Source organism: Vreelandella aquamarina (assembly GCF_020075495.1).
Classification (GTDB): domain Bacteria; phylum Pseudomonadota; class Gammaproteobacteria; order Pseudomonadales; family Halomonadaceae; genus Vreelandella; species Vreelandella aquamarina_A.
The window spans coordinates 20,977-45,478 of the sequence record NZ_JABYQT010000004.1; the positions used below are offsets into that span (position 1 = coordinate 20,977).

20 protein-coding genes are annotated in these 24,502 nt (G+C 60.3%); 9 read left to right on the plus strand and 11 right to left on the minus strand.

Annotation, left to right across the window (positions count from 1 at the left end):
* The first annotated feature begins 92 nt into the window (after positions 1–92).
* A complete protein-coding gene (gene rpiA / locus HW452_RS07660; RefSeq protein WP_224105517.1) occupies positions 93–767 on the plus strand; it encodes a ribose-5-phosphate isomerase RpiA in 675 nt (224 codons plus the stop codon).
* On the opposite strand, the gene waaA is transcribed toward rpiA, so the two are convergent.
* The 3 genes from waaA to HW452_RS07675 are packed head-to-tail and all read right to left on the minus strand — an operon-like array spanning position 764 to position 4,579.
* Complete coding sequence (gene waaA / locus HW452_RS07665; protein WP_224105518.1) at positions 764–2,062, minus strand: lipid IV(A) 3-deoxy-D-manno-octulosonic acid transferase; 1,299 nt, start codon at positions 2,060–2,062, stop codon at positions 764–766. The genes rpiA and waaA overlap by 4 nt on opposite strands.
* Positions 2,062–3,492 (minus strand): bifunctional D-glycero-beta-D-manno-heptose-7-phosphate kinase/D-glycero-beta-D-manno-heptose 1-phosphate adenylyltransferase HldE, encoded by a 1,431-nt coding sequence (gene hldE / locus HW452_RS07670; protein ID WP_224105519.1) that lies wholly within the window; start codon positions 3,490–3,492, stop codon positions 2,062–2,064. The genes waaA and hldE overlap by 1 nt, the downstream gene beginning before the upstream one ends.
* The gene (locus HW452_RS07675) at positions 3,482–4,579 is read right to left on the minus strand and encodes a glycosyltransferase family 9 protein (RefSeq protein ID WP_224105520.1); all 1,098 of its coding nucleotides are present in this window, start codon (positions 4,577–4,579) and stop codon (positions 3,482–3,484) included. The genes hldE and HW452_RS07675 overlap by 11 nt, the downstream gene beginning before the upstream one ends.
* On the opposite strand from HW452_RS07675, the gene HW452_RS07680 reads away from it, so the two are divergent.
* Positions 4,578–5,333 (plus strand): 3-deoxy-D-manno-octulosonic acid kinase, encoded by a 756-nt coding sequence (locus tag HW452_RS07680; protein ID WP_224105521.1) that lies wholly within the window; start codon positions 4,578–4,580, stop codon positions 5,331–5,333. The genes HW452_RS07675 and HW452_RS07680 overlap by 2 nt on opposite strands.
* A gap of 117 nt (positions 5,334–5,450) precedes the next feature.
* On the plus strand, positions 5,451–6,500 hold the full coding sequence (locus HW452_RS07685) for a glycosyltransferase family 9 protein (protein ID WP_224105522.1): 1,050 nt from the start codon (positions 5,451–5,453) through the stop codon (positions 6,498–6,500).
* 128 nt (positions 6,501–6,628) lie between these two features.
* Here HW452_RS07685 and HW452_RS07690 read toward each other — a convergent pair whose 3' ends face one another.
* Positions 6,629–7,747, minus strand: coding sequence for a glycosyltransferase family 4 protein (locus tag HW452_RS07690; RefSeq protein WP_224105523.1), 1,119 nt, complete (start codon positions 7,745–7,747; stop codon positions 6,629–6,631).
* Positions 7,748–7,828: 81 nt separating this feature from the next.
* On the opposite strand from HW452_RS07690, the gene HW452_RS07695 reads away from it, so the two are divergent.
* Positions 7,829–8,866 carry a glycosyltransferase family 9 protein gene (locus tag HW452_RS07695; protein ID WP_224105524.1) on the plus strand — a complete coding sequence of 346 codons (1,038 nt, stop codon included), beginning with the start codon at positions 7,829–7,831 and terminating at the stop codon, positions 8,864–8,866.
* On the opposite strand, the gene HW452_RS07700 is transcribed toward HW452_RS07695, so the two are convergent.
* Positions 8,846–9,610, minus strand: coding sequence for a glycosyltransferase family 2 protein (locus HW452_RS07700; RefSeq protein WP_224105525.1), 765 nt, complete (start codon positions 9,608–9,610; stop codon positions 8,846–8,848). The genes HW452_RS07695 and HW452_RS07700 overlap by 21 nt on opposite strands.
* A gap of 160 nt (positions 9,611–9,770) precedes the next feature.
* Here HW452_RS07700 and HW452_RS07705 point away from each other — a divergent pair, with 160 nt between their 5' ends.
* Positions 9,771–11,423 carry a sulfatase-like hydrolase/transferase gene (locus HW452_RS07705; RefSeq protein WP_224105526.1) on the plus strand — a complete coding sequence of 551 codons (1,653 nt, stop codon included), beginning with the start codon at positions 9,771–9,773 and terminating at the stop codon, positions 11,421–11,423.
* On the opposite strand, the gene waaF is transcribed toward HW452_RS07705, so the two are convergent.
* Both waaF and rfaD read right to left on the minus strand, forming a co-directional pair.
* The gene (waaF, locus tag HW452_RS07710) at positions 11,413–12,459 is read right to left on the minus strand and encodes a lipopolysaccharide heptosyltransferase II (RefSeq protein WP_224105527.1); all 1,047 of its coding nucleotides are present in this window, start codon (positions 12,457–12,459) and stop codon (positions 11,413–11,415) included. The genes HW452_RS07705 and waaF overlap by 11 nt on opposite strands.
* Positions 12,452–13,408 carry an ADP-glyceromanno-heptose 6-epimerase gene (gene rfaD / locus HW452_RS07715; protein ID WP_224105528.1) on the minus strand — a complete coding sequence of 319 codons (957 nt, stop codon included), beginning with the start codon at positions 13,406–13,408 and terminating at the stop codon, positions 12,452–12,454. Before rfaD ends, waaF begins: the two co-directional genes overlap by 8 nt.
* A 126-nt stretch (positions 13,409–13,534) precedes the next feature.
* Between rfaD and glyQ the strand changes: the two genes are divergently transcribed.
* The 4 genes from glyQ (at position 13,535) to gmhB (ending at position 18,097) form a co-directional block, all read left to right on the plus strand.
* Positions 13,535–14,494, plus strand: a complete 960-nt coding sequence (gene glyQ / locus HW452_RS07720) for a glycine--tRNA ligase subunit alpha (RefSeq protein ID WP_224105529.1) — start codon at positions 13,535–13,537, stop codon at positions 14,492–14,494.
* A complete protein-coding gene (gene glyS, locus HW452_RS07725) occupies positions 14,494–16,560 on the plus strand; it encodes a glycine--tRNA ligase subunit beta (RefSeq protein WP_224105530.1) in 2,067 nt (688 codons plus the stop codon). Before glyQ ends, glyS begins: the two co-directional genes overlap by 1 nt.
* 173 nt (positions 16,561–16,733) lie before the next feature.
* Complete coding sequence (locus HW452_RS07730) at positions 16,734–17,522, plus strand: hypothetical protein (protein WP_224105531.1); 789 nt, start codon at positions 16,734–16,736, stop codon at positions 17,520–17,522.
* Positions 17,523–17,533: 11 nt separating this feature from the next.
* On the plus strand, positions 17,534–18,097 hold the full coding sequence (gmhB, locus tag HW452_RS07735; RefSeq protein WP_224105532.1) for a D-glycero-beta-D-manno-heptose 1,7-bisphosphate 7-phosphatase: 564 nt from the start codon (positions 17,534–17,536) through the stop codon (positions 18,095–18,097).
* A gap of 111 nt (positions 18,098–18,208) precedes the next feature.
* Here gmhB and gyrB read toward each other — a convergent pair whose 3' ends face one another.
* From gyrB to dnaA, 4 genes are all read right to left on the minus strand, one after another.
* A complete protein-coding gene (gene gyrB / locus HW452_RS07740) occupies positions 18,209–20,629 on the minus strand; it encodes a DNA topoisomerase (ATP-hydrolyzing) subunit B (protein ID WP_224105533.1) in 2,421 nt (806 codons plus the stop codon).
* 39 nt (positions 20,630–20,668) lie between these two features.
* Positions 20,669–21,772, minus strand: coding sequence for a DNA replication/repair protein RecF (recF, locus tag HW452_RS07745; protein WP_224105534.1), 1,104 nt, complete (start codon positions 21,770–21,772; stop codon positions 20,669–20,671).
* A gap of 98 nt (positions 21,773–21,870) precedes the next feature.
* Positions 21,871–22,974, minus strand: coding sequence for a DNA polymerase III subunit beta (gene dnaN / locus HW452_RS07750; protein WP_224105535.1), 1,104 nt, complete (start codon positions 22,972–22,974; stop codon positions 21,871–21,873).
* 57 nt (positions 22,975–23,031) lie between these two features.
* On the minus strand, positions 23,032–24,495 hold the full coding sequence (gene dnaA, locus HW452_RS07755) for a chromosomal replication initiator protein DnaA (RefSeq protein ID WP_224105536.1): 1,464 nt from the start codon (positions 24,493–24,495) through the stop codon (positions 23,032–23,034).
* Between the last annotated feature and the right edge of the window lie 7 nt (positions 24,496–24,502).

Here is a 24,502-nt window from a genome sequence, read left to right on the forward strand (position 1 = left end):
CCTACCGGCGTCTACCGCGTTTCCATCGGCAGGCGGCGCTTTGGCCGGTATACTATCCCGACCATCCTCTGACTTACCCCTGAAGGCTCCCCATGACGCAAGACGAACTCAAGGCCGCCGTGGCCGATGCGGCTATCAACGAGATCGAACCCGGGCTTGAGAAGGGCACCGTACTGGGTATCGGCACTGGCTCGACAGCCAATCTGTTCATCGACCGGCTGGGCCCGCTGCGCGACCGCTTCAAGGGCGCGGTGGCAAGTTCCGAAGCCAGTGCCAAGCGCCTGGAAGCGCTGGGTATCGAGGTGTTCGAGCTGAACAATGTGGGTACGGTGCCCTACTATATCGATGGCGCCGACGAAGTGAACGCTCACTTGCACATGATCAAGGGCGGCGGTGCAGCGCTGACCCGTGAGAAGATCGTGGCCGCCTGCGCCAAGCGCTTCATCTGCATTGCCGACGGCTCGAAGTCCGTGGCCACCCTGGGCGCTTTCCCGCTGCCGGTCGAAGTCATCCCCATGGCGCGCTCGTATGTCGCCCGCGAACTGGTGGCGCTGGGGGCTGACCCGGTCTACCGCCAGGGCGTGGTGACCGATAACGGCAACCAGATCATCGACTGCTACGACTTCATGATCGACGACCCGGTGGCCATGGAAGCCAGGATCAATGCCATCGTCGGCGTGGTCACCAACGGCCTGTTCGCTGCGCGCGGCGCTGACGTGCTGCTGCTGGGCAGGGCGGAGGGCGTCGAGCGCATCACCCAGCCCTAGGTGCCGATCAGCGTTGCCAGGCCATCCAGGGTGCGCGCCAGCGCCCCCTGGTGCGCCTTGATGACGCGGATACCGGCCTGCCCCTCCTCCCTGCAGCGGTCGGAATCATCGAGCCGGGCTTCCAGGGCGCGGACAAGCGCTGCAACGTCTTCAACGACCGTGAGCGCTCCCGCGGCCTGCAGCGGCTCGGTTACATCGGCAAAGTTTTCCGTGAACGGGCCGCTCAGCACCGGCTTGCCCAGGGCAGCGGGTTCAAGCACGTTGTGCCCGCCCAAGGGCACCAGGCTGCCGCCCACGAAAGCCACCTGGCCCGCGCCATACAGCAGACCAAGCTCGCCCAGCGTATCGCCCAGATAAACCTGAGTGCCTGCGGCGACACGCTGGCCCTGGCTGCGTCGGCAAGTCTCGAACCTCTGGGCCGAACACAGGGCAGCGACCTCGTCAAAGCGCTGGGGATGGCGCGGCGCCATGACCAGCAGCGCGTCGGGAAAGCGTTCGAGCAGCCGGCGGTGAGCATCCAGCAGCAGGGCCTCTTCGCCATCGCGAGTCGAACCCGCCACCCACACCGGCCGGTTTCCCCAACTATCAAGTAAGCGCTTACTCTCATCATGCGCCGCCTCGGGACTTGCTTGTTCGAATTTAAGCGAGCCGACAATGGCGGTTTTCTCAGGCACACAGCCTAGTGCTTCAAAGCGCTGGGCATCGGCCGGGGACTTGGCAGCCAGCCAGCTGACATTACCCAGCGCGCCAACCATCAGCGGAGTGATCTTCTGGTAGCGGCTGAATGCTCGAGGCGATAGCCGGCCATTGACCACTGCCACCGGCACGTCAAGGCATCGGCAGGCGTGCAGCAAGTTGGGCCACAGCTCGGTTTCGAACATGATCGCAAGCGCGGGCTTCACGCGGCGTACGAAGCGCCGCGCCGCGCCGGGAAAGTCCATGGGCAAGAAACAGTGGGCGAGCCGCGCCGGATCATGCTGCTCATCGATGATCGCCTGGGCCTGCTGGGCGCCGGTGGCGGTCATGGTGGTCAGCAACAGGCCATGCTGCGGATAGTGCGCCAGCAGTGCCTCGATCAGCGGACGCGCGGCGCGCACCTCGCCCACCGACGCACAGTGCAGCCAGAGCCGGGGCGCCTTGGGCAGTGTCCCCAGATGAACGCCCAGCCGCTGCCCGCGCGAGTAGCCGGGTACCTGTTCACGCCAGAGGCGAAGGCCAAGCAAGGGCGACAGCGCATACAGCGCTGCCGAGTAGGCCAGCCGCGGCCAGGCGCGGCGCTTTGGGCTATTGGCCACTACCCCTCGCGATCCAGAATCGAGCTGATCATGGCCGTGGTGGAAACGCCATCTTCAAAGCCCAGCACCTTGACCTCGCCGCCATGGGCGCGCACCGCGTCGCCGCCGGCAATGTCTTCTGGCCGGTAGTCGCCGCCCTTCACCAGGATATCCGGCAGCACCGCCTCGATCAGTGCCTGTGGCGTGTCGTCGCTGAACGGCACCACCCAGTCCACGGCGCCAAGACCTGCCAGCACCTGCATGCGCCGATCGAGCGGGTTGATCGGCCGCTTGGGACCTTTCAACCGACCAATCGAAGCGTCGTCATTGACCGCCACGATCAACCGGTCGCCAAGGCGCCTGGCCTGCTCGAGATACGCCACGTGCCCGGCGTGCAGGATATCGAAGCAGCCGTTGGTCATGACCACCCGCTCGCCGCGCAGCTGGGCGGCGCGTACCGCCTCGATCAGCGGCGCCTGTTCGATGACGCCGAACTCGGCGAGCTTGTCGCCGTGCAGCGCGGTATAAAGCTCGGCTATCGACAGCGTGGCGGTGCCAGGCTTGGCCACCACCAGCCCGGCGCCCAGGTTGGCCAGCATCATGGCTTCCGGCAGCGCGTGGCCGGCGGCCAGCGCCAGGCCCATCAGGCCGATGACCGTATCACCGGCCCCGGTGACGTCGAACACTTCCTGGGCACGCGTGGGCAGATGAATGGGCGGCTGGCCTGCACAGATCAGGGTCATGCCCTTTTCACTGCGGGTGATCAGCAGCGCTTCGAGCTCGAGCTCGGCGCGCAGCGCTTCACCGCGCCTGGCAAGCTCGGCATCGCTTGCGCAGTGCCCCACCACCGCTTCGAACTCGGCAAGGTTGGGGGTAATCAGGCTTGCGCCGCGGTACTTGGTGAAATCCTGTCCCTTGGGATCGATCAGCACACGCTTGCCGTGGGCGCGGGCCTGGGTGATCAGCCGCTCGACCTGATTGAGGGTGCCCTTGCCGTAGTCGGAAAGAATTACCACGTCGCAGTCAGGCAGGGCGTTTTCTACCTGCTCGAGCAGGCCGGTGGTATCCACGCGATCCAGACGCTGCTCGAAATCGAGCCGCAGCAGCTGCTGGTTGCGGCTCATCACGCGCAGCTTGGTAATCGTGGGTATATCGGCACTGCGTTGAAAGTAAGTGCTCACTTTCGCCGTATGCAGCCGACCTTCCAGCAGATCGGCGTTGTCATCGTCGCCGACCACACCCGCCAGTGCCGCGTGCCCGCCCAGCGACGCCACGTTAAGCGCCACGTTGGCCGCGCCGCCCGGGCGGTCATCGGCCTCTTCCACGCGCACCACAGGTACCGGCGCTTCCGGCGAAATGCGCGAGGTGCCGCCGTGCCAGTAGCGGTCGAGCATGACGTCGCCCACTACCAGTACGTGAGCGTGTTCAAGAGCGGTTAAATCAACTTTCATGACGGGATCCTGCAACGGTATCGGGGGCGGTATGGGCCAAGAGTGCGTCGAGCTTGGCGATGACGGTATCGGTCTTGATCAGCGCCATGGCGTCCTGATGGCGTACTCGCTGCCCCCAGTTCACCGCCTCCACTTCTTTATGCAGATAGGCGCGTACTGCCTCGGGGTAGGCGTTCACGGCGAAATCACGCCAGCAGTAGGGAGCGGCGCGCTGCGGGTTGGTGGTCGCGTAGAGACCCAGTGTCGGTGTTCCCATGGCGTTGGCCATGTGCGCCGGGCCGGTGTCCGGGGCAATCACCGCGCGTGCCTGGCCGATCAGTGCCAGCACCCCCTTCAGCGAGGTGCCGCCGATGGCATTGATGACGCTGCCGGGCTGGCACAGGGCCTCGATCTGCTCGCCGATTTCGCGCTCCTGCGAGCTTCCGCCACCGGTCAGTACACTTTTCAGACCATGGTGCACCCAAGCATGTTCAATGACGCTGGCATAACCTTCCACCGACCAGTTGCGAAAATTGCGCAGGCGCGCGTTACTGCACGGGTTGATGACCAGGTAGGGCGCCTCGCCGCTGATCGCCCGGGCTTCGTCGATAGCCGTCTGGGGAACCGGCATGTCCCACTCAAGGCGGGTGTCGGTAACACCCAGCAGGCGGGCAAAATCCATGAACGACTCCAGCACGTGCGGCTGATCGCGAGGCGCCAGCTGGTACTGGGTAAACCAGTGCTGGGCATCCTTGGCGCGGGCCTTGTCATAGCCTACGCGCACGTCGGCTTTCAGCCCCAGCGAAAGCACGCTGGCGCGAATCGCCTGCTGCATGTGCAAGAGTACGTCAAAGCGCGTATCGGCCAGTTCACGCCACAGGGCGCGCATGCCGGCAAGGCCGGTCGACTTGTCGTACACAACGAACTCGACCCCGGATAGCCCCGCCAGTAGACTGTGCTCCCCCTTGCCGATAATCCAGGTGATGCGCGCGCGTGGCCACTGGCGCTGTAAAGCGCGTACCGTCGGCACGAGATTGCACACGTCGCCCAAGGCAGAGAGGCGCAAAATGGCAATGTGGTTGGGTTCAGCAGGCAACGAGGGCTTCATGCGCTTAACGGCACTCCGGCAGAAAAATAGTCTGATTTTACATGATGCGGACAGTTTAAGTGACGCGCCGGGATCACACCAACTATCGCATCCAGTTGGGTCTAGGCTATTTAGCGCCGATTATTGGCGCGACAAGAATCTTATTGTAGGTGAAGCGCCAGGCCGGGGCAGCAGTCTTTTCCTGCAAGCCTTACCTACCGAACAGTGGGTGCTGCGTCACTATCGACGTGGAGGCCTGATAGCGAAGCTCAGCGAAAAGCGCTATTGGTGGACAGGTGCCGAGCGTACTCGCGCTTTTCAGGAACTACGCTTAACCGCGGCGCTTTTTGAGCAGAGCCTGCCAGTGCCAACGCCGGTCGCCTGCTGCGTGACGCGTTATGGCATGACCTATGAGGCAGCGCTTATTACCGTACGCATATCCGGTGCCAGAGCACTGGCGAGCTTACTGGCCAATGAAGAAGCAGACAATGCGTTGCTTCGCCAAGTAGGCTCCATGATCAAACGTTTTCATGAAATCGGACTTGATCATGTCGATCTCAATGCTCGCAACATTTTAATCGATTTAAAAGAAAGACCATGGTTGATTGATCTGGATCGCTGCCGTCTACGCCCGCCAGGAAAATGGCAGGCTGCTAATCTGGCTCGTCTCTCTCGCTCAATGGAAAAGTTTAGCACCAAGCAAACCATGCCCTTCATACACCAAGGCTATGCGAAGCGGACAGAAACCTATCATGAGAGCCAACACACTAGATAAGTTCGTAGGTGCGACTTATAAAACTCACACGGATTTTCTTTCTATCAAGAAGTATCTCTTGAGATATCGGCTAACTAAAAAATAACGAACACTAGAAAAAGCTAAGGAAAATGATCGATGGCAAGATGGAACAAAATGCTCGGGCGAAAAATTCTTGAGCGTTGGTACGACTATACTCCTGACAGCTGGCAGCCCGACACCATTCGCAAGGCGGTTATCTTTACGCCAAAAGCCGTTGGTGATGGAATGGCCATTTATCCAGTCATTCGAGCTTTGCAGGCACGTAATCTTGAATGGCTGTGTATAGTGGCTTCGCATAAAAGTGCTCCCGCCTTCGAAGCACTAAAGAAAGAAGGAGTTGAGATTCAAACAGTACCAAGAGATAGAGATTACAAAGCGGTCAAAGAACTCGCCACTAACCTTCGAGCTCGTCACGGGAGCATCGACCTATGCGTGGATGCAACGGGCCATGCCACCTCGCCCGGCATCTATTTTGTAGGCAAACTGAAAGCAAGAATGAATCTCACTTATAGCGCCTACAATATGCGGGCATTTGCTGATTTTGATCAGCCGATCTTGCATGAAACCTCCCTGCCCGATCTATGGGCTAAACTGATCGAAAAAGCCGGGTTAGGTAATTCTGCAGGGCACTTTGAATTACCTATTCCTGACAATATTGATAAAGCAGTGAGCCAGTGGACAAATTCGCTGGGCTCTTATGTACTTCTGAACCTTGATGGAAGCGTTGACTATAGAAGTATTTCCTTGGATAAAGCCAAATCGTTAATTGATACCGTCTATGCAGCGACAGGACTGCCATTGGTTATACCCTATGCCCCCAGCGGCGAACAAAAAGCCATGCAACTAGCCCGAGAATTTCCATTTGTGCACACATTTCCTGGGCAATGTTCGCTCTTGGTTTCAGCCGCGCTCGTCAAACATGCTACCGTTGTTTTTTCACCTGATACTTCGATCATTCATATAGCTAGTGCCTATAACCGTCCTACTGTTGGCGTATATGTAGTCATTGACAGCGCATGGCAGCCCCAAGCGACCCTCCATGCAGTCATCCACTCAACAAATCATGTAGAGCAAGGACTAACTCCCGAACGAGTTGCTGAAGCATTCAAGCGGGTGTACCCCTCTACTACCGAACCACTTGGCTAATACACTTCGGCCTCAGTATGAGGCCAATTTGCCGAAATTGGGTGCGAGTGATGAGGGCTAATTAATTAGTGACTCAGATGCAGACAGCTTCTTAATTCGCCCTTTCTTCTACCCATAGTGCTTGTCGGTTATACCTTACTTGCGTAATACTCTATTAAACACTTTACATGTCGCTTGTTGCTGAAGCGTTGCTCGACGCGCTCTCTGGCAGCCCGTCCCATCGCCTCGCGGCCGGCCTCATCCTGCACCATGGTACCTATGGCCCTTGCCCAGGCGCTGACGTCATACGGCCCCACCAGCACGCCGCAAGCGCTGTCGACCAGTTCCGGCAGCGAGCCGGTATTGGAGCCGATGATCGGCATGCCGCAGGCCATGGACTCGATGATCGTCAGCCCGAAGGCTTCGTTTTCCGAAGGGATACATACCAGATCCAGTACGGGAAGAATCTCGGTCAGATCGTTACGGTGGCCCAGAAAGGTAATTTTCTGAGCGAGCGGCGTGCCGGCAATCATCGCCTGTAGCTCGGCATAGAAACTCTCGGTCCCACCGGAAGCATAGCCCGTTCCACCGATGGAAAGGGCGTGAAAATCAAGCGAAGGGTCAAGCGCGAGCAGCGCCTTGACCCAGATATCCTGCCCCTTGCCTGGCGTCACGCGCCCCGGCAAGCCGATCACCACCGCCCCGTCAGGCACACCCAGGGCATCACGCTTGGCGCGGATCGCCTGCCCATCGTGGCAGGGCCGGTAGGTGTCGATATTCACCCCATGAGGCAGGCAGACGATGCGTTCACGCGGCACGGGCAGGTTGCTGACGTTGCGCTGGTGGGTGGCCTGGCTGATCGACAGAACGCGATCCACCTTGCCATAGGCAAACCGATGGTAAGGGTTCTTCTTGGGCCTGCGCCCGCCAACGTGATCGGTATACAGCACCTTGAGATCCGGCATCAGGCACTTCAATAATGAACTCAGCCGTAAATCGCTTGATTTATGGCAATGCATGACTTTCACGCCCTGATCGACCAACCAGCGGCGAATCCCCACTACGTTAGCCAGTGCTGCCAGGGTGCTCTTGAAGGCCTTGTACGCCACGTCGTTGCGCTGCATGTACGCTTCTACCTTGGTATTTTCAAGGCAGATGCCGAGAACCTCCCAACCCTCTTCCTTCAGATCCTCGATGACTCGATCGACATAGAGCTCCATTCCGCCCTTGCCATCCGACATGCACAGTTGCAGCACTTTATTTGTCATTCCAACACCATCCATACGCACCGTTAAACAATGAATACAATCTCTTGTAGTATACAGGCTGCAATCAACAGGGCTTTAATCATGGCGAAGAAATTGCTCGTCGTCCGCAATGACAAGATCGGTGACTTCATGCTGGCCTGGCCAGCGCTGGCATGTCTAAAAAGCGCATCGCCCGCCCCGCACGTGACGGTACTGGTGCCTTCCTATACCGCTCCCTTGGCCCATGCCTGTCCGTGGGTGGATGACGTCATCATCGATCCGGGCCCGCAGGCCAATAAAGCTGCCCAGAAAGGGCTGATCGAGAGCGTCAAGGCCGCGCGGTTTGATGCCCAGCTGACGCTTTTTTCGACGCCTCGGATCGGCTGGCTGGGGTTTCGGGCGGGTATCGCCCTGCGGGTGGCCCCGGCAACCAAGTGGGCGCAGCTGTTTTACAACGTGCGTATCCGCCAGCGGCGCTCGCGCTCGGAAAAGCCCGAGTACCAGTACAACGTCGATCTTGCCTGCGCGCTGCTCGCCCGCCTTTCACTGACGCTGAACACCCTGCCCACCCCGCCTTTCTGGCCGCTGGCAGACATCCGGAGAATCGAGCAGCGCCAGTGGCTGGAAGGCGCTACTGAAGCACCATCCTCAGCCCGGCTGATAGTGGTTCATCCCGGCAGCGGCGGCTCGGCGGTCAATCTTTCGGTGGACCAGTATGCAGCGCTGATAGAGCGTATCGAGCATCAGGTGAATGGCTCGACCACTCACTGGCTGATCAGTGCAGGCCCCGGCGAGGAAGCGGGTGCCCAGTCGCTGATTGATCGGTTGAAAAGTAACGGGATTGGCGCACGGCGCCTACCAGCAAGCACCAGCGTGGCCGAGTTTGCCCAGCAGCTGGCCGGCACCGATATGTTGATCGCGGGTTCGACCGGCCCGCTGCATATTGCCGGCTGCCTGAACATTGCCACCGCCGGGTTCTACCCGGCCAAGCGCTCGGCAACGCCGCTGCGCTGGCAAACCTGCAACGGTGCCGACCGGCGCCTGGCGTTCAGCCCGCCTGCTTCCGCCGACCAGCAGGATATGGCAGCGATCGATATCGATGCAGCGGCCAGGCAGATATCAGCGCTTCTCGACGGGTGAGGTGCGGGTGCGTATCCAGAGATCGGCGTACTTGTTGAACGTGGAGTGCGCCGAAAGAAGGGCCAGCAGAAACCCCTGCTTGCCGTCCTTGAAGCCCGCCTTGAGCACATACATCTTGAGAAAGCAGGCGATCCCATGAGTGACCCCGCTGCCCAGCGTTGCGGTCTTGCCCTGAGCGGCGCGCTGCTCCGCCCACGCCTGGGCGTAGTGGGCGGACTTTTCCAGGTAGTGGCGCAGATCACGATAGGTATAGTGCAGCAGATCGCCGGAAAGACGCTTGATGCTCATCCCTTCCGGTACCTTGAGCTTCTCATGCACCAGTGAGGCGTTGTAGCCGGCCTTGGCGCTTGGGTAGAGCCGCAGCACTCGGTCCGGGTACCAGCCGGAGTGGCGAATGAAGCGCCCAAAACACCAGGAAAGGCGGCTGACGCTGTAGACCGCCGGTGGCTGCTGTATGGCATGCAGGATGCTGTCGCGCAGCTCAGGCGTTACCCGTTCATCGGCATCCACCATGAGTATCCATTCGTGGCTGGCCCGCGCCTGGGCCCGCTGGCGCTGAACGCCGAAGCCCTGCCAGTCCGCCTCCACGCTGACGTTAGCGGTGAACTCGCGCGCGATGGCACAGGTATCGTCCTGGCTACCTGCATCCAGCACGACAATTTCATCGACCCAGGCGAGCGTCTCAAGACACTCGCGCAAGTGATGCGCTTCGTTCTTTACAATCAGGACGGCGGAAATCGGCACGGCTCACCTTTGCCAGCAGAGTGGATAAACGCGTATGAGAGCGTATTCGGCGATCAAAAATCAAGTCCAATGCTAGCACGCAGGAGGCAGGAATCGCCCCTCGGGCTGACAACATTTGGTAAGCTCTACGGCTTACTTTGCGCTTTCGAAGGGATACGGCATGCCCGCATCGATGTCACTCCGGCTTACCCCTTGGCTGCCCCTGGCGATTCTTGGCTTCAGCCTGGGCTATGCCACCACCGTCCTGACCCGTCTGCCCTGGTGGACCCTGTTTCTCATTGCGGTGGTCTGGATTGTTCTGGGCGTAAAACTTGCCTGGGGCCGGCCGCTCAACGCCCGCTACCGCAGGATGTGGCCCTGGTCGCTGGTGCCTATCAGCCTTGCGGGCGTGTACGTCTATCTGGCGGACAGCTTCGGTAACGTCGATCTTGGCGCGGTATTCTTTCATCTGCAGGCAGGCATGACCGAGCACGGCGGCGCCGGCAAGATGCTCTCAGCCGTGGTGTATATCGTTGTCGTGACCGGTATCTTATGGTCGGTCACCTGGCTTTCCCGCCACGACCAGCGCTGGCGGCTGGCCGAGCGCTTCTTTGCGCTTCTCCTGCTGGCGGCCAACCCGCTGCTCTACGGTCTGGGTCAGCGCAGCGTGGCCATCGTCACGGATGACGGCGAGTGGCTCGATCGACGCTATGTCTCTCCCCCCATAGAGGAGCCGCAACGTACGCCCAATTTGCTGATCATGTACCTGGAGAGTCTGGAGCGCACCTACAGCAACCCGATCTTTGGCGACGCCTACGCCGATTTGAACGCGCTCGGCGAGCAGGGCCTGGTATTTGAAGGTATCCGTCAGATGGACAATACCGGCTGGACCATGGCCGGGATGATTGCCAGCCAGTGTGGGGTTCCGCTGATGCCGGCAGGGCTTTTGCACGACACGCAGTTCGAGCCGCTCACCCAGGTGGTGCCCGGCGTCGACTGCCTGGGCGATATTCTGGCCGCTCAGGGCTACCGGCTCAGCTACCTGGGTGGCGCCAGCACCCAGTTCGCCGGCAAGGGGCTTTTCTATCGCGGTCACCAGTTCAATACGGTCAAGGGCAAGGAAGATTTCGTTCCCGATATGGAGGATCCCGAGTACCTCAACAGCTGGGGCCTTTTTGACGACACGCTCTATGACCTGACGCTCGACGAGATTCGTCGCCTGGACGCGGAAGATGACGGCCCCTGGGCCGTGATCAATCTCAACCTCGCGGGCCACGCCCCCAGCGGCTTTCCCTCCCAGACCTGCCAGGACCGGCAGGGGCCCTTCGATGGCCAGGATATCCTCTACTCGGTGGAGTGTTCGGCCCATGAAGCACGAGTATTCATCGAGCAGCTCGAGCGCGAAGGCCTGCTGGACGATACCCTGGTGGTCGTGCTCAGCGACCACCTCACCATGCGGGTATCGGTATGGGACCAGCTTACGGCGCTGGATCGCGACAATACGCTGATCATGCTGGGTGACCATATTGCCCCGCAGCGTATCCGCCGGGATGCCACCATGCTCGATGCCTTCCCTACCATTCTGGAGGCGCTGGGCTTTACGCTCGATGAGCACCGCGCCGGGCTGGGTGCATCACTGCTTGGCGAAAAGCCCACCCTGGTGGAAGTCCACGGTATCGAGGTGCTCAACGAGCGCCTGCGCGAAGAAACGGCCCTGCAGCACCGCCTGTGGGAAGGCCTTGCCCCCCAGCGACGTGATGTCGAGGAGTCGCCGACCTCGCAGATATTCGAAGCGCCGGCGGATCAGACCGACGAAGTGTCTATCATGCGCTGACGATCACGCCACGGGCGCGCTGCGCGTCGACGCGCATGGCGTGATACACCTGCTCGGCGCCCAGCTGATTGAGGCAATTGGTATGCCCCAGCGGGCAGTGGCGCGCAAAACAGGGCGAGCAGGAAAGCCCTAGATAGTGAATCACGGCGTTATCGGTAAGCGGCGGCGTATAGGCCGGTGAGGATGAGCCGTAAAGCGCATGAATGCGCACGCCTACCGCCGCGGCCACGTGCATCAGCCCCGAGTCGTTGGTGACTACCTGGCGGCAGTCGGCCAAGAGATCCACCGCGTCGGCCAGCTGGGTCTTGCCACACAGGTTATGCGCGTGCGACAAGCCCTCGACGATCGTCTCCCCTGCCGCATGGTCCTTCGGCCCACCCAGCACGCGTACCTCGAAACCGTCATCTATCAACCGTTTGGCCAGCGCGTGAAAATGCGCCAGCGGCCACTGCTTGGCCGGGCCGTACTCGGCCCCCGGCATCATGCCAATTGCCGGGCGCGATGACAGCGCGTGGGTCAGACGCAGGTTCACCAGGTTATCCCGGTCAATGGTCAAACGTGGTTTGGGAATCGCGAAATCGCCCCGCTCGGCTTCATCCAGGGGCAGACCCAGCGACACGAAGCGCTTGACGGTCTGATCCAGCACCTGCTTGTCGAGCTTGCGCCGCTCCTTGAGCAGCCCATAGCGATGCTCGCCCAGAAACCCGACCCGCTCGGGGATACGCGCCATGAACGGCACCAGCGCCGCTTTCCAGGAGCGTGGCAGCACGATGGCGCGGTCAAAGCAGCCCTTCAGCCGGCCGGCAAGCTCCCGCCGGTTGGCCAGCCCGAACTCACCGTGCCCCACTGCCAGGGGCAGCACTTCGTCGACCTCAGGCATACGTTCCAGAATCGGCTGCGACCAGGCCGGGGCCACGACGCCAATGATCGCGTCAGGGTGGCGGGCCTTGAGCGTCATGAACAGGCTCTGGGCCATCACCATATCGCCCACCCAGGAAGGGCCAACCACCAGGAACCGCTTGGCGGAGTTAGCCATTCAGCCACTCCAGGTACGCGGTCACGCCCTGTGCCACGGTCTTGAACTCGACGTCACACCCGGCGTCGCGCAGGTGGCTGATATCCGCGCGCGTGTAGCTCTGATAACGACCTTTCAACTCCTCCGGGAAGTCGATGTAGTCGATTTGTCCCTTGCCGTAAAAGTCGATGACCGCCTCGCCAATCGCCTTGAAGGGCTCCGCCCGACCGGTGCCGAGATTGAAGATGCCCGACGCCTGCGGGTTATCCAGAAACCACAGATTGACGTCCACCACATCGCCTACATAGACGAAGTCGCGGCTCTGCATGCCTGCTTCATAGCCACCGTAGGCACCAAACAGCTTCAGCGTTTCGCCGTTTCGGATCTGCAGATGGTTATGGTAGGCCACGCTTGCCATCTTGCCCTTGTGCTGCTCGCGGGGACCGTACACGTTGAAGTAGCGAAACCCGACCACCTGGGTGGTCAGCTTGTCCCAGCGCGAACGTACGTGCTGGTCGAACAAAAGCTTGGAGTAGCCATACACGTTGAGCGGCTTCTCATGCTCCGGGGCCTCCTTGAACACGTCGCTGCCGCCGTAGGTGGCCGCCGAAGAGGCGTACAGAAACGAAATGCCGAATTTTTCGCAGTAGTTGAGCAACACCTTGGAGTACTCGAAGTTGTTTTCCATCATGTAATGACCGTCCCACTCCGTGGTATCGGAGCAGGCGCCTTCATGGAAAATCGCCTCGATTCTGGGCAGGTCCACGGTGTCGCCGCGCAGTGCCGCTTTCACTCGGGAAAGGAAATCATCCTTGTCCAGGTAGTCGGCCAGGGTGCAGTCCGCCAGATTGACGAACTTGGTACCGTCGCGCAGGTCGTCGACCACCATGACGTCATCGCGGCCTCGCCCATTGAGGGCTTTGACAATATTGGCTCCAATGAAACCGGCACCGCCTGTTACAACGATCATTGCGTTCTCCTTACCAAAAGCTGCTGTGTTGGCATGCGTGCCTATTCTCATGCGTGCCTATAACCCATCTGCCTGGGATTGTATACTTGACGGCTTATGAATTCATGGCCAACGGTGCTTTCTGCGATGAGTGTCTCGACAAACCAATCGACACCCGATGTGTCGACCTTTCAAGGCTTGATCCTTGCTCTGCAACAGTACTGGGCAGAACAGGGCTGCGTGATCCTTCAGCCTCTCGATATGGAGGTCGGTGCGGGTACCTTCCATCCCGCCACCTTTCTACGCTCGATCGGGCCGGAAAGCTGGAACGCGGCCTACGTTCAGCCCTCCCGCCGCCCGACCGACGGCCGCTACGGCGAGAACCCCAACCGCCTGCAGCACTACTACCAGTTCCAGACGGTGATGAAGCCCTCGCCCAGCAACCTGCAGGACCTTTACCTGGGCTCGCTCAAGCGCCTGGGTCTGGACCCGCTGGTCCACGATATCCGCTTTGTCGAGGACAACTGGGAGTCGCCGACGCTGGGCGCCTGGGGCCTGGGCTGGGAAGTATGGCTCAACGGTATGGAAGTGACCCAGTTCACCTACTTCCAGCAGGCCGGCGGCATCGAGTGCTACCCGGTCACCGGCGAGCTGACCTACGGGCTCGAGCGTATCGCCATGTACCTGCAGAACGTCGACAGCGTCTACGACCTGGTCTGGGCCATCGCCCCGGATGGCAGCAAGGTCACCTACGGCGACGTCTACCTGCAGAACGAGCGCGAGCAGTCGGCCTACAACTTCGAGCACGCCGACGTCGATCAGCTGTTTGCCGCCTTCGACCACCAGGAGCGTGAGTGCGCCAAGCTGCTGGCCGCCAACCTGCCGCTGCCCGCCTACGAGCAGGTGCTCAAGGCCTCGCACACCTTCAACCTGCTGGACGCCCGCCACGCCATTTCCGTGACCGAACGCCAGCGCTTCATTCTGCGTGTGCGTACCATGGCCCGAGACGTTGCCCACGCCTACTATGAGTCACGCAAAGCAGAAGGTTTCCCCATGGCCCCTGAAGCCCTTCGCCGCGAACTGTTAGCCGATCAGGGAGACGCATGATGGCTGTTGATACACTTTTACTCGAACTGGGTGCCGAAGAGCTCCCCCCCACAGCGCTGGACGCCCTGTCCGATGCCTTTGCCGCCGGTATCGAAAAGGGCTTGCAGGAAGCCGAGATTGCATTTCAAGGCGTGACAGCCTACGCCACGCCGCGCCGCCTGGCGGTTCAGGTCAGCGCGCTTGCCGACAAGCAGCCCGACCGCGAAGTCGAGCGCCGCGGTCCGGCGCTTGCCGCCGCCTTCAAGGATGGCGCCCCGACGAAGGCCGCCGAAGGCTTCGCCCGCTCCTGCGGGGTCAGCGTAGATGAGCTGATCCACCTGGAAACCGACAAGGGCACCTGGCTTGGCTTTCGCGAGCAGCAGCAGGGTGAAAGCGTACAGGCACTGCTGCCGGACATCTTGCGCAAGGCCATAAGCGCGCTGCCGGTCCCCAAGAACATGCGCTGGGGCGCCTCGCGAGTCGAGTTTTCCCGTCCGGTACACTGGCTGGTAGCGCTTTACGGCGCTGAGGTCATCGCCGCTGACGTACTGGGTTTGCAGGCCAGCCGCACGACCTACGGCCACCGCTTCCATGCGCCGGACGCCATTCAGCTCGAGCATGCCGACAGCTACCTGACAGCGCTCGAGAACGCCTACGTGCTGGCAGATCGCTCGATGCGCCGTGAGCGCATTCGCGAACAGGTACTGGCCGAAGCCGAAGTGCAGGACGCCAGCGCCGTGATCGATGAAGACCTGCTGGTCGAGGTAAGCGGTCTGGTCGAGTGGCCGGTGGCGCTGACCGGCAGCTTCGACGAGCGCTTTCTGGAAGTGCCCGCGGAGTGCCTGATCTCGTCCATGAAGGCCAACCAGAAGTATTTCCACCTGCTGGACGATCAGGGCAGGCTCAAGCCGCTGTTCATCACCATTTCGAACATCGACAGCGCCGACCCCCAACAGGTGATTTCGGGTAACGAGAAGGTCATTCGCCCACGCCTGGCCGATGCGGCCTTCTTCTACGACACTGATCGCAAACGTACGCTGGCCTCACGCATTGCGCAGCTGGAAAGTGTGGTATTCCAGCAGCAGTTGGGAACCTTGGCGGACAAGGCGCGTCGCAGCACGGTGATTGCCACCTTCATCGCCCAGAAGATCAACGGCGATGTTGCCAATGCCCAGCGTGCCGTGGCGCTGGCCAAGTGCGACCTGGTTACCGAAATGGTCCTCGAGTTCCCCGAACTGCAGGGGACCATGGGGCGCTACTATGCCGAGCAGGATGGCGAGCCTGCCGATGTAACCCAGGCGCTCGAAGAGCAGTACCTGCCGCGCTTTGCCAGCGACGCCATCCCGCAGAGCCCGACCGGCCAGGCACTTGCCCTGGCAGACCGGCTGGACACGCTGGTGGGTATCTTCGGTATCGGCCAGCGCCCCACCGGTGCCAAGGACCCCTTCGCCCTGCGCCGTGCCTCGATCGGTATCTTGAACATTCTGGTGAAGGGTGAGCTCGATCTCGACCTGCGCGAGCTGCTCGAGGTAGCCGCTGAACAGCATCAGGGGCTGCCTAACGCAGAAGGTCTGGTCGAAGATGTATTGACCTACATGCTCGACCGTTTCCGCGCCTGGGGGCAGGAAGAGGGAATCAGCGCCGAGATGTATCTGGCCGTTCGCGCCCGTCCGGTCACCCGGCCGCTCGACTTCGCCCGCCGCCTGCGCGCTGTCAAGGCATTTGCTCAGCGCGAGGAGGCCGCCGCCCTGGCCGCCGCCAACAAGCGTGTTTCCAATATCTTGAGCAAGCAGGATCATGACGGCAGCACCGAGGTCGATCAACACCTTCTTCAAGAAGAGGCCGAGCGCAAGCTGTTCGATGCTGTCAGCAAGCGCAAGACCGACGTGGCACCGCTGTTTGCTGCAGGTAATTACCAGCAGGCGCTGGATGCACTTGCCACCCTGCGCGAGCCCGTCGATGCCTTTTTCGATCAGGTAATGGTCATGGCCGATGACGAAGCGATTCGCCGTAACCGCCTGGCGCTTCTGGCAAGCCTGCAGGCGCTGTTCCTCGAAGTGGCGGATATCTCCTTGTTACCGCAGTAAGCGTCAATTACGTACTGAATAACCGATGGCAACCGCCATCGGTTTTTTTGTTTCACGTGAAACAGGGAGGTAAAATAATCGATATTTCGTCTAAACGACTATTTTCTGTCTACCCGTCGTTTCAGTACAACGACGGTCGCCGCTGAAGCTCAGCCCGGCCGTGAGGTAACCGCATGTACGATCACTTCTTGCTCGACACCCTACGCCAGCAGCAGGCAACCATGGCCGCCCATACGCTCAACGGTGAGCGTGTATGGCTAAAGCGTGCCGCCAGACGCAACTCGTCCATGGCCTATGCGCCACTCAAGCTACTGGCCGCCTGGCTCAAGCTGGATGTACTCAAGCCCGTGCCCAATACCGGCGGCGAGCAGAGCATCATCACCGAGGCTCGGCGCATCAAAACCCTTGGTCAAGCGGGTATTCAGGTACCCACCATCCTGGCGCAGACGCCGCAGGCGCTGCTGCTGGCCGATGCCGGCACGCCGGAGGAGCCTGCCGTTACGCTGCTCGACAAACTCAAGCGTAGTGATGACCCTGAGCAGGTCGAGCGTACCCTGGCACTCAGCATCGAAGCGCTCAACCGTGTTCATCAGCATAACTGCTACCTTAGCGAAGCCTTTGCCCGCAATATTCTGGTCACTGAGGACAAGACCGTCTTCATCGACTTTGAAACCGACCCCGGCCAGGTACACCCGCCGGTAGATTGCATGGTGCGTGACTGGTACTGCTTCATCTTTTCGCTGTATGGCAAACTGTACAAGTCACCCATGCAGTGCGAGCGTTTGACGCCTGCGCTACTGAAAGGTCTGCGTAATGCCAACCAGGAAGTACGCGAGCGTTTCTGCGAGATTCTGCCAAAGCTGCTTCGCTTGCAGCGTCTTCCCTTCAGGTTTCTGGGGAGCGACGGCCGCAAGATCAGCGTTACCCTGCAGGCGCTCGCCGTTCTCAACCAGCGACTCTGACGAGACTTCCAATGCCGATTCCCCCTCGACAGCTGATCATTCTTGATCGTGATGGTGTCATCAACCAGGATTCCGATGCTTACATCAAATCGCTTGAAGAGTGGATTCCCTACCCCACCGCCATCGATGCCATTGCCCGCTTGACCCAGGCGGGCTTCACGGTGGCGGTGGCGACCAATCAGTCAGGCATTGCCCGCGGCTATTACACACACACCGAGCTTGCGCGTATGCACGCCCGGTTGAACTCACTGGTAGAAGAAGCCGGCGGCCGTATCCCCCATATTGCCTACTGTCCTCACGGGCCGGACGATGCGTGTGGCTGCCGCAAACCGCTGCCCGGCTTGCTCCACGATATTCAGCAGGAATTGGCGCTGGACAGTCTGGCCGGCAGCTGGATGGTGGGCGACAGCCTTCGCGACCTGCAGGCGGGTGAAGCCTGCGGCTGCCGGACAGTGCTGGTCAAAACCGGCAAAGGGGAAAAGACTGCTGCAAAAGGTGTTGGTCTTGAGCATGCGCTGGTGTGTGCTGACCTGGCCGATTTTGCCGATGCGCTGTTGTCGGGAACGCTCGACTGATACCTCCTGCTCTTTCGTGCAGCACTACGATAGCGCACATAAAAAAGCCGCGAACCTTGGTTCGCGGCTTTCTTGTTTCAGTGTTTTACGTGAAACACTCGCCAGGCATGGCTATACATCAAGGTTCGCCACCAGCGCATTGGTCTCGATGAAGTCACGACGCGGCTCGACGTCATCGCCCATCAGCGTATTGAACATTCTGTCGGCGCCTACCGCATCTTCGATGGTTACACGCAGCATACGACGGCTGTCCGGATCCATGGTGGTTTCCCACAGTTGATCCGGGTTCATCTCGCCAAGGCCTTTGTAGCGCTGTACGGAAAGACCACGCTGGCCCTCCTGCATCAGCCAGGCCAGCACTTCGGAGAAGTGCGATACCGGCTGCTGGCGTTCGCCGCGGGAAATGAACGCGCCCTCTTCGAGAAGACCGTCAAGCGTATCGCCAAGTGCCGACACCGCGCGATAGTCAGCGCTTTCGAAGAAGTCCAGCCCCCACTCGTACTCGGTAGTGACGCCGTGGGCAACCAGCGAAACCGTGGGCAGCAGCAGGCCGCGCTCATCATCTTCCTTGAGAGAGAAGGTATAGCGCGGACCGCCTTCGTAGGCGACCCTGTCGTCCATCGCCTTTTGCAGCTCGGCGATCCAGTTCTGCATGGTAACGCGGTCCTTGAGACTCGCTTCGCCCTGCAAGCCAGAGGCGTGGATGATCTGCCTGAGCACTTCGAGCGGGTACACCCGCGCCAGGCGATCAATACGCTTCATCACGTTGCGATATTGATTTACCAGGGCTTCGAGCTGAGAACCGGTAATGCCGGGTGCATCCGGATTGACGTAGAGCCCCGCACCGTCCAGCGCGGTGGTGGTCAGGTAGTCGACCATGGCCTGCTCGTCTTTCAGGTAGAGTTCCTGCTTGCCACGCTTGATCTTGTAGAGCGGCGGCTGTGCGATGAAGACGTGCCCACGCTCGATCAGCTCCGGCATCTGACGGAAGAAGAACGTCAACAGCAGCGTACGGATGTGCGAGCCGTCCACGTCCGCATCGGTCATGATGATGATGGAGTGGTAGCGCAGCTTGTCCGGGTTGAACTCCTCGCGACCAATACCGCAGCCCAGCGCAGTGATCAGCGTGCCCACTTCCGCAGATGACAGCATCTTGTCAAAGCGTGCCTTTTCGACGTTCAGGATCTTGCCCTTGAGCGGCAGGATTGCCTGGGTACGCCGGTCGCGGCCCTGCTTGGCGCTGCCGCCGGCGGAGTCACCCTCCACCAGATACAGCTCGGACTGGCTCGGATCCTTCTCCTGACAGTCGGCCAGCTTGCCGGGCAGGCCCGCGATATCCAGCGCGCCCTTGCGCCGCGTCATGTCGCGCGCCTTGCGCGCGGCTTCACGGGCGCGGGCAGCATCCAGCATCTTGTTGACGATGGCTTTGGCTTCGTTGGGTTTTTCGATCAGGTATTCGGCAAACAGACGTCCCATTTCCTGCTCGACGGCGGTCTTCACTTCAGACGAGACCAGCTTGTCCTTGGTCTGCGACGAGAATTTCGGATCCGGCACCTTGACGGAAATGATCGCCGTCAGTCCTTCCCGGGCATCGTCGCCTGCCGTGCTTACCTTGGCTTTTTTCAGCAGGCCTTCAGCTTCGATGTAGTTGTTCATCGTCCGCGTCAGCGCTGTGCGAAAGCCAGCCAGGTGCGTACCGCCATCCCGCTGGGGGATGTTGTTGGTGTAGCAGAAAATGCTTTCCGTGAAGACATCGCTCCACTGCATGGCCACTTCCACCTCCACACCGTCATCGCGGGTGGCGCTGAAGTGGAAAACCGGGTTGAGTACAGTCTTGTTGGAATTCAGGTGATCGACGAAGGCCTTGAGACCACCTTCGTAGTGGAACAGCTCTTCCTTGCCGCTGCGCTCATCAATCAGGCGAATGGCAACACCCGAGTTCAGAAACGACAATTCACGCAGGCGCTTGGCCAGGATGTCGTAGTGGAATTCGATATTGGCAAACGTCGCCGGAGATGGGCGAAACTGCACGCGGGTGCCATGTTTTTCCGTCTTGCCCACTACGCTCAGCGGTGCCTGGGGTACGCCATGATGATAGATCTGTTCGAATACTTCGCCCTGACGCCAGATGGTCAGGCGCAGCTCTTCAGACAGCGCGTTGACGACGGATACGCCCACACCGTGCAGGCCGCCGGACACCTTGTAGGAGTTGTCATCGAATTTACCGCCTGCATGAAGCACGGTCATGATGACTTCAGCGGCAGAAACACCCTCGCCTTCGTGAAGTTCCGTCGGAATGCCGCGGCCGTTATCGCTGACGGTGACCGATTCGTCGGCGTGGATCACTACGCGAATCTCGCTGCAATGCCCTGCCAGCGCTTCATCGATGGAGTTATCCACCAGCTCGAAAACCATATGGTGCAGCCCGGTACCATCATCGGTATCGCCGATGTACATGCCGGGACGTTTACGTACCGCATCCAGCCCTTTGAGCACCTTGATGCTTGATGAATCGTAAGCCTGCTCGCTCATTGACCACTCCGTCGTGAAGTCTGTCTCGTTCCGTGTCGTTTACCCGCTCTGCATCAACTGACCGAACCCTTGATCGTCATGTTTCACGTGAAACATGCTCACTGCCGTCGCGGGTTGCCATGTGCGTTGTAGTGCAGTGGGTTCAACGCTGGTAATAAATGCCTGGCACTGCATCTCTTCAAGCAACTGACAAAAGCGCTGTTGATGCTGCGCGTCCAGTTCGGCCGGCAGGTCATCGATCAGATAGATGCAGTGCCGCTGTGCCGTTCTTTCCAGAAACCGCCCCTGGGCGAGCTTCAATGCGCTGACCACCAGCTTTTGCTGGCCTCTGGAAAGCACCTCAACCGCGGGCTGCTTGTTGAGCCTTATGCGCAGATCGGCTCGTTGTGGGCCCTGCTGGGTAAACCCCATTTGCTGATCCGTGAGTCGGCTGCCCTCCAGTACCTCTGAAAGGTCGCGCTGCCTGTCCCAGCCTCGCGCATAGCCAAGCTTCAAACCGGGCAGCGGAAGCAGTACTTCCAGCGTCTCTTCGAATACGGGTAGAAATTCAGTGAACCATTCAAGGCGCAGCTTATCGACAATGCCTCCCCACAGCGCCAGCTCCTGCTCCCAGGCAGTCATTTCCTGAGGATCCATTCTACCACGCCTGAGAAGCGCATTCCGATGTTTCACTGCACGCCGAGTGCGCTTCCAGGCGTCAAGAAAGTCATGTTTCACGTGAAACACACCCCAATCGAAAAACTCGCGCCGACCGGCGGGCGAGCCTTCCAGAAGCCGAAATGCGTCGGGGTTGATCAACTGAAGCGGCATGGCCTCCACAAGCTCGGCCAGGCGTACCTCCTTGTCGCCCCGTAAACGCAGCTCCAGCTCGCGCTGTGCCCTCAGACGTCGCACGCCGATGCTCACCTCCGGCTCGCCAGCGAGGCGACCGTAGAGCGTCATATGCGGCATATCGGCCTGGATGGCATTCTTGAGCTGGCGGGTACGAAACGAACGCCCCATTCCCAGCACATGGATACCCTCGAGCAGGCTGGTCTTGCCGCTGCCGTTGGGCCCGCTGATAATGTTGATGCCGGGAGAGGGACGCATTTCGAGCGGCACCAGGTTCCGCAAGCCCTGGAAATTAAGCTGATTCAGGCTCATGACAACTCGCAGGTGATAATCGCAGCCACGCCATAAGACAAGGCGGCGCTTCTGCTGCCAGAAGCGCCGCCCTTGCTCGACAGTGATTCGGCAATGCGTTACAGACGCATGGGCATGACGACGTACAGGGCATCGCCGCCGCCTGGCTCTTCGAGCAGCGCGCTGCTGTTAGGGTCGGCCAGGGTCATCTGCACCCGGTCCTCATTGAGCACCGACAGCACATCGACCAGATAGCCCACGTTGAAGCCCACTTCCATCGCCGAGCCATTGTATTCGACCGCCACGTTCTCTTCGGCCTCTTCCTGCTCGGGGTTGTTCGCCATTACCTTGAGGTTGCCCTCTTCAAGATAAAGGCGCACGCCGCGGTACTTCTCGTTGGAGAGGATCGCCGTACGCGAGAGCACCTGCCGCAGCTCGGCGCGCTCGGCAATCAGCACCTTGTCGCCGTTGCGTGGCACCACGCGCTCGTAATCGGGGAACTTGCCGTCGATCAGCTTGGAGGTAAAGGTAAAGTCACCGGTGTGAGCGCGCACGTGGGTCGAACCCAGCGTCAGGCTCACCGGCTCGTCGCTGTCATCCAGCAGGCGTGACAGCTCCATGATGCCCTTGCGCGGCACGATAAGCTTCTGTGACTGACTGACGGCCACTTCCACCGGTCGCGAACACATGGCCAGACGGTGGCCGTCGGTTGCCACCGTACGCAGCAGATTGCTCTGAATTTCCAGCAGCATGCCGTTCAGATAGTAACGGACGTCCTGTTGCGCCATGGCAAACGACGTGGCCTCGATCAAATGCTTCAGGGTTCCACGGGGAACGCTGAGCTCATGGCTGCCATCGCCATCTTCGATATTGGGAAACTCTGCAACCGGCAGCGTAGAGAGCGTGAACCGCGAGCGGCCGCTGCGCAGGACGGCGCGTCCCTCTTCGACTGCCAGGTGAATTTCCGATTGATCGGGCAGCGATTTACAGATATCCATCAGCTTGCGGGCAGGCACGGTAGCGCCACCGGCCTGATCGACCTGGCTTGCCACGGTACGGCCGATAAGCTCGACTTCGAGATCGGTGCCGGTCAGCGACACCTGGTCGTCCTCTACCTGTATGAGTACGTTGGAAAGTACAGGCAGCGTCTGGCGCCGCTCGACCACACCCGCCACCAGAGTCAGCGGACGTAGCAACGCTTCTCGGGAAATTGAAAATTTCATCAACACTCCGGTATATATCCTGAAAACCTGCAGTCGGCAGGCCTATCCCTTGGATGGTTAGCTGGTTAATAGGCGCAGCAGATTCTTGTAATCCTCGCGAATGTCCGCGCTCTCCTCTTGCAGCGCCTTCACCTTGCGGCAGGCGTGAAGCACCGTTGTATGGTCTCGGCCGCCAAAGGCGTCGCCGATTTCGGGCAGGCTGTGGTTGGTCAGCTCCTTGGCCAGCGCCATGGCCACCTGACGGGGCCTTGCCACCGAGCGCGAACGGCGCTTGGAGAGCAGATCCGCCACCTTGATCTTGTAGTACTCGGCGACCGTGCGCTGGATGTTGTCCACACCCACCTGCTTGTCCTGAAGCGCAAGCAGGTCCTTCAACGATTCGCGAATGAAGTCCTGGTTGATCGGCTTGCCCATGAAGTGGGAGTCGGCGATGACCTTCTTGAGCGCGCCTTCCAGTTCACGAACATTGGAACGTATCTTCTGGGCGATAAAGAACGCCGCATCATGAGGCAGCTCGACCTTAGCTTGGTCGGCTTTTTTCATCAAGATGGCCACGCGGGTTTCAAGCTCGGGCGGCTCGATGGCCACCGTCAGCCCCCAACCGAAGCGCGACTTGAGACGCTCCTCTACGCCACTGATCTCCTTGGGGTAGCGGTCGGAGGTAAGGATCATCTGCTGACCACCTTCCAGAAGCGCGTTGAAGGTATGGAAAAACTCCTCCTGCGAGCGCTCCTTGCCAGCAAAGAACTGGATGTCATCGATCAATAACGCGTCGACACTGCGATAGAAGCGCTTGAAATCGTTGATCGCGTTCAGCTGAAGCGCCTTGACCATGTCGGCCACGAAGCGCTCGGAGTGCAGATACACCACGCGGGCGTTATCCCGGCGGCTCGCCAGTGCGTTGCCGACCGCATGCATCAGGTGGGTCTTGCCCAGGCCGACCCCGCCGTACAGGAACAGCGGGTTATAGGCTCCGCCCGGGTTTTCCGACACCTGGCGCGAGGCAGCGCGAGCCAGCTGGTTGGACTTGCCCTCCACGAAGGTATCAAAGGTGAAATTGGTATTGAGCCCACTGCCGTGCTTGAGGCTGCCCTCTACCTGAACCTGGCGCTCGTTGTTGCGCCGCCGTGGCGCTTCTTCACGCTCGCGCAGCTGGTCGATCTCACGCTCATCGGCAATATCGCCGCGCGCCGGCGTGTGTACGGCGGGCGCCTCGGGCGATGCCGATACCGGGTTACCCAGATCGCGTGGCGCCGGCGCCGGGGTAGCCGGCCGACGGCTGCCCACGGTCAAGCTCACCTTGGGAGGCTTGGAGGGCGCAAGCTCGCGGATCAGTTCGCTGATTCGCTTGGCGTACTTGTCACTCACCCAGTCGCGCACAAAGCGATTAGGCGCCAGTAGGCGCAGCTCGTTGGACTCTCCTTCTTCTGCCTGCAGCGGACGTATCCAGGTATTGAATTGCTGGGAATTCAATTCGTCCTGCAGGTAGTCCAGACACTGTTGCCAAAGCGCGAGTGACACTCATCTC

Excerpts from the sequence above, each read along its gene's own strand:
- HW452_RS07730 (WP_224105531.1), top strand. The coding sequence starts at position 16,734 with ATGTACGATCACTTCTTGCTCGACACCCTACGCCAGCAGCAGGCAACC.
- glyS (WP_224105530.1), top strand. The coding sequence starts at position 14,494 with ATGGCTGTTGATACACTTTTACTCGAACTGGGTGCCGAAGAGCTCCCC.
- hldE (WP_224105519.1), bottom strand. The coding sequence starts at position 3,492 with ATGAAAGTTGATTTAACCGCTCTTGAACACGCTCACGTACTGGTAGTG.
- gyrB (WP_224105533.1), bottom strand. The coding sequence starts at position 20,629 with ATGAGCGAGCAGGCTTACGATTCATCAAGCATCAAGGTGCTCAAAGGG.
- HW452_RS07680 (WP_224105521.1), top strand. The coding sequence starts at position 4,578 with ATGCGCTTAACGGCACTCCGGCAGAAAAATAGTCTGATTTTACATGAT.
- HW452_RS07685 (WP_224105522.1), top strand. The coding sequence starts at position 5,451 with ATGGCAAGATGGAACAAAATGCTCGGGCGAAAAATTCTTGAGCGTTGG.
- gmhB (WP_224105532.1), top strand. The coding sequence starts at position 17,534 with ATGCCGATTCCCCCTCGACAGCTGATCATTCTTGATCGTGATGGTGTC.
- rfaD (WP_224105528.1), bottom strand. The coding sequence starts at position 13,408 with ATGATCGTTGTAACAGGCGGTGCCGGTTTCATTGGAGCCAATATTGTC.
- rpiA (WP_224105517.1), top strand. The coding sequence starts at position 93 with ATGACGCAAGACGAACTCAAGGCCGCCGTGGCCGATGCGGCTATCAAC.
- waaF (WP_224105527.1), bottom strand. The coding sequence starts at position 12,459 with ATGGCTAACTCCGCCAAGCGGTTCCTGGTGGTTGGCCCTTCCTGGGTG.
- HW452_RS07695 (WP_224105524.1), top strand. The coding sequence starts at position 7,829 with ATGGCGAAGAAATTGCTCGTCGTCCGCAATGACAAGATCGGTGACTTC.
- HW452_RS07705 (WP_224105526.1), top strand. The coding sequence starts at position 9,771 with ATGCCCGCATCGATGTCACTCCGGCTTACCCCTTGGCTGCCCCTGGCG.
- HW452_RS07690 (WP_224105523.1), bottom strand. The coding sequence starts at position 7,747 with ATGACAAATAAAGTGCTGCAACTGTGCATGTCGGATGGCAAGGGCGGA.
- recF (WP_224105534.1), bottom strand. The coding sequence starts at position 21,772 with ATGAGCCTGAATCAGCTTAATTTCCAGGGCTTGCGGAACCTGGTGCCG.
- HW452_RS07675 (WP_224105520.1), bottom strand. The coding sequence starts at position 4,579 with ATGAAGCCCTCGTTGCCTGCTGAACCCAACCACATTGCCATTTTGCGC.
- glyQ (WP_224105529.1), top strand. The coding sequence starts at position 13,535 with ATGAGTGTCTCGACAAACCAATCGACACCCGATGTGTCGACCTTTCAA.
- dnaN (WP_224105535.1), bottom strand. The coding sequence starts at position 22,974 with ATGAAATTTTCAATTTCCCGAGAAGCGTTGCTACGTCCGCTGACTCTG.